Below are 13,770 nucleotides of genomic sequence, written 5' to 3' on the forward strand. Positions count from 1 at the left end.
GGAATAAGTTAGAACTGAAAATACAAAAATTCTGATACACGATTCATAGATAATAAGCAGATTCCGGTTAATAAACCCAGGCAACAAGACCAGATAAAATCAGGTTTAAATTTGTGCATCAATTCTTGGGTATTTGGCATATATTTGACAGCAATGGTTAAGAGGACTAGAATTACAAATGGTAAGCGATCGCTATCCCAAAACTCTGGCAAGTAATTCAACGATCGCCAGGATTGAACTTGAATTCCAAATTGAGTTAATATAGCTAATCTTCCGGTTGGCTCTCCAGGTAAAACCAATCCATTTCCAGCCATCATAACTTGTAAAATTTTCAGCCCGTTCGATAGGGTATCGGCTCTAAATAAAACCCAGGCTCCAATAACAGACAAAAACGTAATTAACCACGATAGAAGCTTAGGTAGAGAAATATTTAACTTACGCCAACCATGATTAACACAAAGATAGAAACCGTGCAGTCCTCCCCAAATCACATAAGTCCAACCTGCACCATGCCATAATCCCCCAAGCAACATGGTCATCATTAGATTAGTATAACGCTGAACTTCTCCTTGACGACTACCTCCTAGAGGAATATAGAGATAATCCCGCAGGAAGTTAGATAAAGTAATGTGCCAACGTCGCCAAAAATCACTAATGGACGTGGCTTTGTAAGGGGAATTAAAGTTAATGGGTAAGTTAATATTAAACAATAATCCTAAACCGATCGCCATATCAGAGTAGCCAGAGAAGTCAAAGTACAGTTGATAGGTATAACTGAGCACACCAACCCAGGATTCAATGAAAGTAATTTCATTGGGGTGATCGAATACGGTAGCGACCCAAGGGGAAAGATTATCCGCGATTAAAACCTTCTTACATAATCCCAGGCTAAATAATACTAGACCTCGGCTAAAATTCTCATGGGAAAAAACATACCTTCTAAGGTTCCGTAATTGCGGGATCAATTCATCATGACGAAGAATAGGACCAGCAATCAATTGAGGAAAGAAGACGACAAATAAGCTATAGGTTAAAATATCATAGTTGAGGTCTTTCGTTTCTCCTCGATAGGCATCGACCAGATAAGCAATTTGGGTAAAGGTATAAAAAGAGATTGCTAAGGGTAAAATAATTGTAGGAATAGAGAAGTTAGCCTGAATAACTTGGTTGACAGAAGTGATGAAGAAGTTCGCATACTTGTAGTAACCAATCGTGACTAAATTGAGAGTAATCCCGATCCAGAGTAAGGTTTTAGCAGATTGACTTTTGGGTTGAGCATAGGCAATGCTCTTTCCCATTTGATAGTTAAAAATAACGGATATGAACAGGAGGGGCAAGTAAGCAATATTCCAATAGGCATAAAATGCAAAGGAAGCCGCAGTTAACCAAACTTGAGATGCTTTGATCAATTTGAATTGATTTAAAGTCAAAAATACCGTTAAGGTTATCGGTAAAAATACAAAAATAAAAATGTAAGAGTTGAACAGCATTTTTGTTTTTGAGAAAAGAGAACTATCAAAACTGAGTTAACTTTGGTTACTCATTAGAACAAGATTGATCCCAATGGGTTGTTTGTTCAACAGTTTGGTCTTCCCCTGGGGGGACAGTGCGCTCATCCATAAAATAGACTGTGATTTGATCCATTTGTTGTTCACCGGTATGATTTTGATTCCAAGTTCGGCATAAGTAGTCACCGAAATAAGGATAAAGACGTTTACCAATCGATCGATTCAGGTTGATATAATAGGTTCGCCACTGCATGTTCGGATACCAGCGATTCCGTTGTTTGAGAGTTGGTTTTTCCCAACTTACTTCCCCTGTTTTTCGGTTGAGAAGATCTACGGATGTGCCATCTTTCAGTTGGCCTTGAATGATGTGCCAGCCATCATCTTTAGGAGGAGAGGGGGCAAAAATACTCCATCCTTGATCTAAGCGAGTTAAACCTCCAAATCCTTCTATTCTCTGAAAAGTTCTTTTGGATAGAATTCGATTGATGGTATGGTCTCGACTTAGGGTTCTGTTGGCTAATTTTTTAATGTTCCAAAAGGTGGCATAAGCAAATAGCAAGATCGCCACTACACTTAAGAAAGAAGATGGTCGAACAACTAATGGACGGAATTTAAAGGGAGCGGTAAACTTACCGGCAAATTTACGGTTATTGGCAATAGTCTCATAGAATTTATTACCCAAATTCATTAAGGGTTGCCAACGTAAAACTCTGGCAAAAGGCTTGAAGATGGGAGATAAACTAACTACATAGGCGATCGCGTCCCACTTAAAACGGCGCTTCTCTTGCCAATCTACCACTACCCAAGAATTGTAGGCTTCCATATCAGCGTAAATTGAGGGTTCATTTTGAGCGCAGATGAGGGGAGTAGTACCGGGTAGAACTAAGAACGTTCGCAGTAGATAAACCACTTTTTTGCAAAAACCACACTCTGCGTCATAGTAAATTTTTAATCCCATGCGTTGTGGAGTGGCTACACGCTTTTCGAGATAATCCCAAAATTCACTCGGAAGAAAAACTAACCAGCTTGCACTGCTAAGAAATGGAAAAATTCCAATTTCAAATCCTAAGCCAAAGCTAATATGGAGAAGAATAAACGTTATAACTGTGAGCGTTCTAACGATAGGAGTCCGAAAGGGGACAAATAGCAATAAAGGGCCTAACCATTCAATCACTAATGTGGCATGAGTTGCCAGAGTCATGAGCGGGGGGAAATTCAAACCCCATTCAGCGACTGGAGTAGCATATTGATCAAAACTAAAAGCGTAATAAACTGCATCGCCGTCAGGGAACCAAATTGAACTACTGACTTTGAAGGCAGCAGAAAACATATAGATATAGCATTGCTGAAAATGTAAGGCTAAGGTTGCTCCAGTTAAAATTCGTTTGGGAAGTTTTTCACGTGAAGAGTTGAGCGCACTATCGATGGAATAGGTAGCTCCTAAAGGTAAAAACATTGCCCAAAACATTAGTGCCCTAATTACATCATCAGCAGCAAAAATAACAAATGGATGGCGATTATGAAGAGAAATTAATAAGGCCCAAGATGCAATGGTGGCTAATCGAGTTCTGTACCCAACCAGCATTCCTAATGCCATGAGTAAAGCAAAGGAAAATAATAGGGCTTGAACAATGGTTTGACCGCTGAGAGCATGAATTGACCAATACCCAGGTTTGAGAAGTTCAAATAAGACAGGTGTGGGCAAAACACCTTCATTAGAGTATAGGTCTCTGATATCTCTAGAGCGGATCAATAAATCGGCGATTAAGACGAGGGATAAACCGATTCGGAATAAGGCAAAAGAGCGCAAGTCTAACCCAAATATCTGTTCTAGTTTATTGCGCCAGGGAGATAAGACTGATTTGCTTTCACTCACCATTGTATGACCCTCTATTTTAAAGTTCTATTGAATACCTGTGGGATAGTTTTTAGCTTTACGTTTTCGAGTTTTAAAAATCCAATTTACCCATCCCATCCACCATCCTTGTAACCAACTGAGGAAAACTTGTAGGCGATGAGAGATTGTGGGCATCCTAATTAAATAAACCAGATTTCTAAATAAAAAAGCAAGCGATCCATGAAAATGTAGACCAAAGCTAGATACTGCTGCGTCATTCACTCCTACGGTTATCATTTCGCCTAAATGAAGATACCGAAACTTTTTGAGTCGTTTTTGGTGGACTCTAGACCGGAGATTTTTGGCTGCAACTGGTGCTTGTTGATATGCAGCTTGAGCTGTCCGGGGAATTTCTGAGTTACTGGGGATATCGGCAATATCGCCCAAGGCAAATACTTCTGGATATCCTTTTAACTGAAGGGTAGGTTCGACTAATAATTGTCCATAACGATTATGTTCACAGTCTAGATCTAAAACCCACGATCGCGCTTTAGTCCCTGTTGTCCAAATCACTAAGTCAGTCGGCAATGTTATGGTTTCATTGGCTTGTTCGACGATTAACCGATTGGCTTGGACTAAGTTAACTTGGGTTAGGAAACTAATCCTTACGTTTCTTTCTTCCAGTGCTTTTTCAGCGGTGAGGCGAGTTGCTTTGGTAAAAGATCGCAGAATTCTATCTCCCCTCGTAATTAAACGGACTTCTGCTTTCTGTCCTAAATAGTCTGCAATTTTCGTGGCTAATTCGACTCCAGAAGGACCCCCTCCGACAATGGCTATTTGGACAGGAGCTTTGCTTAGACTCCGAAAATCCTGTAATTTCTTTTTTAAAAATTCAGTATCCTTTAGAGTCCGAAAACTGACAGCATGTTCTTTGACTCCAGGGACATTATCGATCAGACTCTTTACTCCTACTGCAATAATCAAATAATCATACTGAAGTTCTCCCCTGTCTTGTAGGTAAACTTGCTGTTTTTTTAAATCAGTTCCTAGGATATGATCTTGATAGAATTTGATTTTTTTCTGGCGAATTAACTTCGAGAAGGGGGGGGCAATTTCCCAAATTTGAAGTTCATTGGTAATTAATTCATAGAGTAAAGGGGTAAATAAAATATGATCGTTTTGATCGATGAGGGTGACTTGTAGTTCAGAAAAGCGCTGGAGATATAAGGCCGCATAGAGTCCTCCAAATCCTCCCCCAAGAATACAGACCTTGAAAGGGGATTGAATGCTTGTATGAGGGGAGGAAAGATCAATAGGAGTATGCATGATCAGTTTTGGCCAGAGGTGGGATTGGGTTCGGGTAAAGAATCTAGAATGGGTTTCAATTCTTTGACAAGCTGCTCACCTCTAACTTTCCTCCCTTCAGGATTTAAATGGTAATGGGTATCGGCAAACCAGCTAACATTACTTTGAACATTTAAGGTATCTGGATCGTAAATTAAGGGAGCTATTTTTTCGAGTTTTTCGATGGTGATTTGTACATTTTTGATGGTTTTGTCGTTTCTATCGCCATAAATCCAAGGCAACGATAGGATGAGTGTACCGCCTTTGGCTTCCACTTCAGTTTTAAACTGACTAATCCGCTTAATTGCATGTTTGGAAGGGGGTTTGTTAACGACCATTTGCCACCACTTTCCAGTACGCTCTTGATAAGCAATGGGGTCTCCTTGGGCGGTGACATCTGAATAGTAACCGGTTAATTTTCCTTCTTCAATTAAGTCCCATGTGGATTCAACGGCTCCCCGAAGGGTGAGAACGCCTAATAAGAAGCCTTCTTGAGCAAGTTCTTTGGCAGGAATATTGCCAACTGTGGGTTGTCCGGTGGCAATGGCTAGAGCAGCGGAGCGATCGCTAATTCCATCGTCATCCCACAAAACAAAATTGTATTCTGGAATCAACAATACCACATCTCCAGGCTGAACATGCTGGAGAATACTGGGTAAAATGACATTTAATCCCACTGGACCGTCTAATCCGAGATTTAAGACCGGGATACCGAGTTGCTCCTGCAAGAGGACGGAATCAATGGTGAAATGAGCGCCCGATCCTCCCATAATCAGGAGTCTGCGGGGGGCTTCTATGGGTTCAGAGGCGATCGCCATCTTCGATTCATATAACCTCCGTAACCAACTCAAATTCCCCCCATAGCGAGCATTATGGTAATAGCCGATACCCCATGCTATTCCCGCAATTAATACCCAACTGCCTAATCTTAGTGCTGTCTGCATAGGTTTCTCAATCTAGTTTAGAAATCAAAATAGATAAACTCTGAAGGAGTATTTGCCCCAAGCAAAATAGCCAATCCTAATAATCCTCTGGAAACCCAAGGGGACACCAAGATATCATATTCTGCTCGTTTTTGCCAAACGGCCAAATGTTCAAGAAAGAGAACTCCTAAAGCTAAAGCCAGGGTGACCATTAAAGCACTCATTTGATTGGTATTATAATCGCTAAAAACGGATGTAAAATTACCAAAAGAATAAGCCAACGGATTAATTAAGGATTTTAACTTCAGGACTAATCGACCGATATTAGTATCCATGAAGAATAGACAACCCAACGTTACAGAGACAAACGTTAATCCCCAAGAGATAAACTCAGTTTTAGAAGTCCACTGTCCTATCAGCTTTTGGAAGGGACGACCGGCGTATCGTAAAACCAGAAGGAGTCCTCCATGATACGCGCCCCAGAGGATAAAATTCCAGGCGGCTCCATGCCAAAAACCGGACAATGTAAACGTAACAAATAAGTAAAAGGGGGCCCATTTTTTGTTTCGGCCCATCAAAGGAATAAACACATAATCTCGGAACCAGTTACTTAGGGTAATATGCCAGCGCCGCCAAAATTCCTGAATACTAACAGAGGTATAGGGGGCTAAAAAATTAAGCTCTAGCTTGACTCCAAAAAACTTTGCAATGCCCACCGCCATAAAACTATAGCCCCCAAAGTCAAAGTAAATTCTGAGGGTAAAGAGAAAGGCATGGAACCAAATAAACCAAGCATTACTGGTTTCTTGTAACTCAATATAAGGGGCAATGTTATCGGCAAGGACAAATTTCATGAACATCCCTAAGGATAACCAGCGCAACCCATATTCTAAGTTTTCCACAGTAAACTTAAACTGAAAGCCTTGGAGCTGGGGTAAAAGTTGACTACGCCGTTCAATTGGACCCGCAACAATTTGGGGGAAAAAGGCAATAAAGTTTACATAATCGACAAAATTAATCGGCTTTTTCCGCTTAGAGACATAGGAATCAACAACGAAAGCCACCATTTGAAACGTATAGAAGGAGATGCCTGGTGGAATTTGCTGGAATACCGGTAGCGGAAACGTTTGTTTCCAGTTAGAAGGGATCGTAAACCCTAAACCGATCACATCTTCAACCAAGAAAGTTAAGTATTTGAAGTAAGCTAAAACACTGACATCAAAAATAATTAAGGTTGCCGCCACTAGATAGGCTTTCCAACCTTTATACTGCAACATAAACTTCACCATCAGGTAATTAAAGATAACCTGAAAGATGAAGATAATGAAGCTGGAGAAGCTAGCATTTAAGAATAAAATTAGGGACAGGAACATTAAGCCCAAGGTATCCAAATACCTTGGCCACAAGTTAAAACTTTTGCCAATGAGCCTAATTGTAAAAAATGGAACTGAAAATAAAAACAGAATCCACCAGAAAGAAAAATCGGAGAAGTTCAATGAGTGGCTTCCTCTCTTAACGCTGTGATCGGTGGGGTGAGACTTGATCTTCAACAGCTAAGGAGAGAAAAACCCCTCCTTAACTTCAAAAGTATAGCTGTCAGGGGAAAAATAAGGGTTCAGTTTACTTACCTTTAAAGAATCCACCCCAGCCTGATTTCTTCGTTTTTTCTGCTGGTGCCGCCTTGGCTTCTTCTCCCTCTGAACTATCCAAGTCAGAAATATCAAATTCAGATACTAAATATTGGGCTGCATTTTCAATGGTGGGGTGATCCCAAAATAGAGTAGAGGGTAATTCTACATCATCTAGATCTAGCCAATCTTCTAAGTCTCCCACTAAGGTTACCGCATCAATGGAATCTAAACCATAGCGAGTTAGAGATTCGCTAACATCAATTTCGTCTGGTTTTTTAGACAATACTTCAGCTAACTGGTTAACCAGCCAAGTTTGCAGCACTTCAACAGGTGATTGTTCAGTTTGAGTTTGTTCGGACGTAGAATTTTGAACTTGCATGGGTTGGAGTCTCCTCTGTTTAGAGAGTTGCTAGTTGGAAAGGAACAATAGAGAACATTTGTTTCTGTTCATACAGCTTAACGAGTTGCTGGGCAACGGTTTCCATATAGGGAGCAGGAACCGGATGCGATCGCCCGAAGGGGGCTAACAGTCGATTTAGGCTTAGAATCAGCCATTTGCCCTCAGCGAAAAACTCATCTAGGTTTTCCCGATTATAAACCCACATCTGCACACATGAAGCTGCTGCATGTAAGGTGCAATATTTTTTCGCCAACTCAAACAGTTCTGGGGATTGATTGTGACCATATTCAAAGGCTGAGTTAGCAATGAATTGATCGTGGGCATCAAGCTCCTCAAGAATAGCTTGAGTCAAGGCAATCACGGGTTCAATAATTTCTGGGCTGACTGCATTTTTCTCTTTCAGCATCTTAAGCTGGCCTAAAGTAATTTCTAAGCCTTGTAGAACATCATCCGCCCCACGGCCAACTAATTCTAATTTCTCTGGTTCAAACTTAGGAAGCTCTTGATCTAAGGCAAAGATCGTATTCAGACGCTGACCAATTTGTTCCATTTTAGTGTCATTTCGTCTGGATCTAGATTTAGAAATTTGACGAAATTGGAGCAGCAAGGCATGGAGATTCACGACACTACTGCCATCAAATACACTAATAATTAAATTGTCTCGTAAAACTTTCTGGAAAATCCCCGAATCATGTTCTTCACGCATATAGAATCGTGAACCCAACACCACGGAGATATCATTAATCATATTCTCCAGTTGAATGGTGACGAAATACTTGACGACGGCTGCCCAAACACTGAATTGTTGGGGGACAACATGAAATCCCCTAGCTGAGGCGATCGTTTCACACTCACAGATGAGAAGATCCAAAAATGCATTGACCAAAGTATGGCGGGGTTGGGGCATCTGGAAAACAGTTGTTCCATAAACCGCCCGTGAGAGGGCAAATTTTAGGGTAGTTCTCAAAGCTGTGTCTGCGGCTCCATGGGAAAATGCAGAACACAAGGTGCGCGTAATTTGGAATCCTTTCAGGGCTAACTCTAATCCGGCACCTTCTTCTTTCAAGAGCATATCATCAGGAACAAAGCAATCTTTGAACCCAATACCACTCATATCTGATGCCCGAATTCCATGGGTCAAAATTTTGGGCAAATTGTAATACTGATCGGGATTTAGACGGCTTTTCTCTACCATAAATAGGGACAGGCTTCTGGCTGCTGCACTGTCCTCTGTTTTGGCTAAAATGTAAGAAACACCAGAAATGGTTGCCCGGTTAATCGGCCATTTTTCTCCGTTTAAGAGGTAACCACCATCGACTTTCTTGGCACTGAGGTCTCCTCCTGTTAAATCAGCCCCATGTTCCCGTTCGGAATAACCAAGACACATGGCACCATTTTCATTTCTCATGTAATTCGATAACCAAGCTTTTTGCTCTGGAGTACCGGCCATCCAGGTAATAAATGACCAAAACATGGTTGTAAAGGCAATACCAATGGTTTGGTCTCTGCGACATAAGACCCGAACAATAGCAACAAACTCTTCAAAGGAGGTAAACTCACCCCCATATTGCTGGGGAACATAGTAGTTCTGAAGTTTCCAGTCATAGAGCCAGTTTACTTGCTCATGGGGAAATGCTTCTGATTCATCAATATCAACGACCTGTTTATAGGACATGATATTATCGGGAGATTCTGGATTCCCCAGAGCCTGTTCTAGCTTTTCAGCTAGGCAATATTGTTTCAGTTGCTGCATGGACTTTTCCAAAGATAACAGAATCAAGATTGAGATTGAGATTGAAGCTCGGAAGCAAGAGAGTCTACTTCACTTTGTAAATTGCGATAGGTAATCGAGAATTTGGGATTTTCACACCAGTCTGCAACCACGGTTAAGTTCCCTTCTAAGAAGTTGCTACGACAGGCTCGCCGTTGAATTTTGCCACTGGCTGTTTTGAGAATATTCCCCGCTTTAGCTAATACGATCGCATAGGGTTGGATTTCATGAATTTCAGAAATGGCCTGACGAATATCGCCCATGACTTTTTCTGTATCGAAATTTTGGGCTTTCCGTTTGACTTCTTGAACAATAACCAGTTGTTCTTGTCCTTTGGCTTCAATGGAGAAGGCGGCACCATAATCGGATCGCAAGTCTGGATGAAGTCCTTGCACCGTCCATTCCAGGTCTTGGGGATAGTGGTTTGTCCCGTGAATAATAATCAGATCTTTGATTCGACCTGTAATATAAATCTCTCCTTCATGGAGGAATCCTAAGTCACCCGTGCGTAGAAAAGGCCCTTCTTGGGTATCTTTAATATAGGCTTGGAAGGTTTCTTTTGTGGCTTCTGGCCGCTGCCAATATCCCTGAGCGACGCTGGGATCTTTGACCCAAATTTCCCCAACAGTTTGCTCATTGCATCGGGTTAAGGTACTCGGCTCAACGATCGCCACTTCAGTTTCACATACTAAGCGACCACAGGAGGGATAGATTCTTACTCCTTCTTCATCTGGTGAAGCCGTCACTACCCGATTTTGTTCTAGTTCGGCTGTATCTACAGGGAGAAATACGGGATCGGTGAGTTTGGGTTTTGTTGATACTAAGAGGGTATTTTCGGCTAAACCATAGGAAGGGGCAAAGGTATTCCAGCGAAACCCACAGGATTCAAAGGTTTCATAAAAGGTGCGCATGACTTCTGGGTTAATCGGTTCTGCCGCATTCCCGGCGGCTTCCCAAGAGCTTAAATCAAGAGTTTCGAGTTGCTTGGGCTTAACCCGGCGTACACAGAGGTGATAAGCAAAGTTAGGAGCTTGGCTATGAGTCGCCTTGTACTTGGACATGGCTTGCAACCACCGCAAGGGTTGTTTAATGAAGGAAAAGGGCGACATGATGTAGCAGGGGGTGGCGTTAAATAAAGGAACCATCATTCCTTCTACCAAGCCATAGTCATGGAAGTAGGGCATCCAGGTAACGCTGATACTGTTGGTATCATATCCACAGGCTCTTTGCAGATAGCCGCAGTGATGCATTAAGTTGCTGTGGCTAAGCATTACCCCCTTGGGGGTTGAGGTTGAGCCGGATGTGTATTGCAGGTAGGCTAGGGTCTCTGAGGTGACTTGAGGGTCTTCCCATTGGTTCGCAAGGTCTAGGGAAATGGTTGAGGTATCAATCCATTGCAGGGTTTCAAGTTCGGGAAACTCTTCCGAGCCTTCCGCCATTAAGGACTGAATTTGTGTCGTCGTTAGTACCAGAGAAGCTTGGGCATCTTGGATAATGGCTCGTAGTCTGGGAAGGGTGCGTTTGAGGCGACCAGATTCTGGAGGGGGAACGGGAATGGCGATCGCACCCGAATATAAACAACCGAGGAATGCCGCCACTACGTCTACCCCTTGAGGGTATAGTAACAGAGCGCGTTCCCCTGAGGCTTGATGCTGCTGCAAGTAAGCGGCGATCGCCTGGACTTGCTGCTGCAACAAACGATACGTTAATGGGTCTGTTTCTTTTTTACCATCCGCTAAAAATACATAGGCTAATTGATCTGGCTTGTTAACTGCCAAGTCCCGCAAACACTCAATTACAGTCGCATACTTGAGAGTTGGGGATATAGAGTTTTCCACTTCTACACTCATGAATACCGTTCCAATAGAGATTGAAGTCACAGGAGAGGATACTCTTGTGACGAGTTAGAGTTTTTACCTAAACTTTGCTTGGAGTACTTGATTTTTTAATCAGAATCTAAGTGGTATTATGGCACAGACCTCTTAGAGGTGTCATCTGTTCTAGAAGATCTTTACTAAAACTTTATAGAACCCCTTCTGTTGGTGGGAACCCATCATCGCTAGAGCTGTCATCATCCAGATTCTGGAAAGGCGACCCTTGCCACCCTGACCGCGATCGCACTCGCTCGAATGGGTAATGCGATCGTGAAAAATTGTAAACTTTAACCGAAGGATCGGGAAATGAGGGCAACTGTTGATACTTATTTGCAAAGGACATACTCAAGACGACTTGTAATATTTCTCTCTTTTATGAGGTATAGTTTGAAGCCTTAGACCCTAAGCGAGACAAGCTTTTGCCTATTACTAGAGTGCGAAGTTCTATAAACACTACGGTTTAGCAATCCATCCTTTGACTTCACTATCGAGGAGAGGTTTCTCTAGTTTCACATATTCACTTTTTGCCGCTTGCAAAATATGTTTCATCTGCACAGTTTCATCATTTTCTGCTGCTAGAAAAGCCGCATTGAGGGCAATATTGCGGATATTTCCTCCAGAAATACTCAGTTTTGCTAGTTTGTTCATATCTAAATCTTGAGTCGGCGTTTCCGGGGGGAAAATTCTGCGCCAAATTTCTGCCCGTTGTTTAATATCAGGAAAATTGAAAGGAACAATAAATCGAATCCGTCGCATAAAGGCATTATCTAAGGCTCCTTTGAGGTTGGTGGTGAGAATAGCAAGACCTTGATAAGCTTCCATCCGTTGCAAAAGATAGCTCACTTCAATGTTAGCGTGGCGATCATGAGAATCTTTAACTTCCGAACGTTTTCCAAACAGAGCATCGGCTTCATCAAATAATAGGATAGTGCCTCCACTTTCAGCCGCATCAAACACGCGGCGTAGGTTTTTTTCAGTTTCACCAATATATTTACTGACTACAGAGCTTAGATCAATTTTATACAAGTCTAATTGCAGAGTATTCGCAAGAACTTCGGCGGCTGTCGTTTTTCCTGTGCCACTGGGGCCGGAAAATAGGGCGCTGATGCCTAAACCGCGTCCACTTTTGCGCCGAAAGCCCCAATTTTCATAGACTTTTGCCCGTTGGCGTAGGTGAGCAGCCATGGTTTGCAAGGTTTGCATTTGAGTCTCAGGAAGCACTAGGTCATCCCAAGTTGCTTTGATTTCGATCCGTTGGGCGAGGTCGTCCATGCGGGGGCGGGCTTGTTGGCGGCAGGCTCTCCACAGTTCTTTAGTAATAGTTTCAGGGGGTTCACTGCGGTTTTTACTGAGGGTGTGGGCGCAGATCGTTTGAATTTGAGTACTGGTAAGGTTGAATTGGGAAATTAAGGTTTGCACTTGCCCGTTAAGTTCGATACCCCATGAATCGAGGTGAGTTTGCCAATATTGGGATTGTTGGGTCAGGGTGGGTTTGTGGACTTCAAGATTGATGATGGAGCGGTTGGGGATGGAGAGGCGATCGCTACTCGTCAGAATCACCGGTGTGCTAATCTCTTGAATGAGCTTAATGAGCGCTAAGTTTTGGTTCAGGGGAGTGGCAAGTTTATCGCAATTAATCAACAGCGCATACCCTTTGAGAAAGGCTTCTCGATGCCATAACCTCAGCAGTTGATGCACATCATGGGGACTAGAGGGCAGTTGAGCGGGATCGAGATGATGGAGGGTTAGATTAAGACTAGCAAATGCGGTGGTGGCGATCGCCTGTTTACTCCGACTATCTTCCCCACACAGTTGTACTAAAGGAAACTCTTTACCATTAGCAGCACCCACCCAAGTATCCACTAACGTTTGAATCAGTTCATGGTCATGTTCCATTAGCGATACCGAAAAGTCCAGCGATCCGATCAGAGCTTCGAGTGGCAACGGTTGAGTTTTGACTCCGGCTAAATAATGCAGAATACTCTCATCAATTCGCAGAGGACTCAGGGTAAACGACGGCCCCGCTCCCAGTTCAATTAAGCGCCAGTAGCGCAAGGGAGATTCCGGCGTTAAAGCGCTCCAATGGGGGCGATCTAAGAGTTTAAGGGCTAACCCAAATGTTGGGTAAGATTTCTGAGCTATTCCTTGGAGCTGACTTAACCAGTCTAAAAACTGTTCATCTAATTCTGCACCCGCACATAACAGTAAAATATCCCGTTCAAAACTCGACAGATTAAACGTACTGCACAGTTGATCGAGGGCAAATTGAGAGTCTTCTAAATCAGGAATCGATTCACCTTCCTCGGTGACTGTTTCTGCTGGACTATCCCGACTAATTTTTTCATTAATCCTGGCTTGCAGTTTGGCTAACCCTTGGATTAAATCCTGTTGATTTTCATTTTGCCAAGTGTAGTTTAATAAATCAGTCATGGCTTAATAAAAATTGAGTTAGCAATTTGGACATAAGGATAGTTGATAATCT

At 42.5% G+C, this 13,770-nt stretch carries 9 protein-coding genes; all 9 read right to left on the reverse strand.

The features are described 5' to 3' along the window. Positions 1 to 8: 8 nt before the first annotated feature. The gene (locus PN466_RS23685) at positions 9 to 1,490 is read right to left on the reverse strand and encodes an MBOAT family O-acyltransferase (protein ID WP_271944637.1); all 1,482 of its coding nucleotides are present in this window, start codon (positions 1,488 to 1,490) and stop codon (positions 9 to 11) included. A 46-nt stretch (positions 1,491 to 1,536) separates the two neighbouring features. Further along, positions 1,537 to 3,387, reverse strand: coding sequence for a DCC1-like thiol-disulfide oxidoreductase family protein (locus tag PN466_RS23690; protein ID WP_271944639.1), 1,851 nt, complete (start codon positions 3,385 to 3,387; stop codon positions 1,537 to 1,539). Between the two features lie 24 nt (positions 3,388 to 3,411). Then, the gene (locus PN466_RS23695; RefSeq protein WP_271944640.1) at positions 3,412 to 4,671 is read right to left on the reverse strand and encodes an NAD(P)/FAD-dependent oxidoreductase; all 1,260 of its coding nucleotides are present in this window, start codon (positions 4,669 to 4,671) and stop codon (positions 3,412 to 3,414) included. Positions 4,672 to 4,673: 2 nt separating this feature from the next. Next, positions 4,674 to 5,633 carry a hypothetical protein gene (locus tag PN466_RS23700; RefSeq protein ID WP_271944642.1) on the reverse strand — a complete coding sequence of 320 codons (960 nt, stop codon included), beginning with the start codon at positions 5,631 to 5,633 and terminating at the stop codon, positions 4,674 to 4,676. A 17-nt stretch (positions 5,634 to 5,650) separates the two neighbouring features. Beyond that, positions 5,651 to 7,108 carry an MBOAT family O-acyltransferase gene (locus PN466_RS23705; RefSeq protein ID WP_271944644.1) on the reverse strand — a complete coding sequence of 486 codons (1,458 nt, stop codon included), beginning with the start codon at positions 7,106 to 7,108 and terminating at the stop codon, positions 5,651 to 5,653. A gap of 124 nt (positions 7,109 to 7,232) precedes the next feature. Continuing rightward, the gene (locus PN466_RS23710; RefSeq protein ID WP_271944646.1) at positions 7,233 to 7,622 is read right to left on the reverse strand and encodes an acyl carrier protein; all 390 of its coding nucleotides are present in this window, start codon (positions 7,620 to 7,622) and stop codon (positions 7,233 to 7,235) included. A gap of 19 nt (positions 7,623 to 7,641) precedes the next feature. Continuing rightward, the gene (locus tag PN466_RS23715; RefSeq protein ID WP_271944648.1) at positions 7,642 to 9,396 is read right to left on the reverse strand and encodes an acyl-CoA dehydrogenase family protein; all 1,755 of its coding nucleotides are present in this window, start codon (positions 9,394 to 9,396) and stop codon (positions 7,642 to 7,644) included. 23 nt (positions 9,397 to 9,419) lie between these two features. Further along, positions 9,420 to 11,264: a fatty acyl-AMP ligase gene (locus PN466_RS23720; RefSeq protein WP_278003209.1), complete on the reverse strand. Its 1,845-nt coding sequence runs from the start codon at positions 11,262 to 11,264 to the stop codon at positions 9,420 to 9,422. 477 nt (positions 11,265 to 11,741) lie between these two features. Continuing rightward, positions 11,742 to 13,718, reverse strand: a complete 1,977-nt coding sequence (locus PN466_RS23725) for an ATP-binding protein (RefSeq protein ID WP_271944652.1) — start codon at positions 13,716 to 13,718, stop codon at positions 11,742 to 11,744. Between the last annotated feature and the right edge of the window lie 52 nt (positions 13,719 to 13,770).

Source organism: Roseofilum reptotaenium CS-1145 (assembly GCF_028330985.1).
In the GTDB taxonomy this organism is placed as follows: domain Bacteria; phylum Cyanobacteriota; class Cyanobacteriia; order Cyanobacteriales; family Desertifilaceae; genus Roseofilum; species Roseofilum reptotaenium.

Coding starts and splice junctions, on each gene's coding strand:
- PN466_RS23685 (WP_271944637.1), bottom strand. CDS start 1,490: ATGCTGTTCAACTCTTACATTTTTATTTTTGTATTTTTACCGATAACC.
- PN466_RS23690 (WP_271944639.1), bottom strand. CDS start 3,387: ATGGTGAGTGAAAGCAAATCAGTCTTATCTCCCTGGCGCAATAAACTA.
- PN466_RS23695 (WP_271944640.1), bottom strand. CDS start 4,671: ATGCATACTCCTATTGATCTTTCCTCCCCTCATACAAGCATTCAATCC.
- PN466_RS23700 (WP_271944642.1), bottom strand. CDS start 5,633: ATGCAGACAGCACTAAGATTAGGCAGTTGGGTATTAATTGCGGGAATA.
- PN466_RS23710 (WP_271944646.1), bottom strand. CDS start 7,622: ATGCAAGTTCAAAATTCTACGTCCGAACAAACTCAAACTGAACAATCA.
- PN466_RS23715 (WP_271944648.1), bottom strand. CDS start 9,396: ATGCAGCAACTGAAACAATATTGCCTAGCTGAAAAGCTAGAACAGGCT.
- PN466_RS23720 (WP_278003209.1), bottom strand. CDS start 11,264: ATGAGTGTAGAAGTGGAAAACTCTATATCCCCAACTCTCAAGTATGCG.
- PN466_RS23725 (WP_271944652.1), bottom strand. CDS start 13,718: ATGACTGATTTATTAAACTACACTTGGCAAAATGAAAATCAACAGGAT.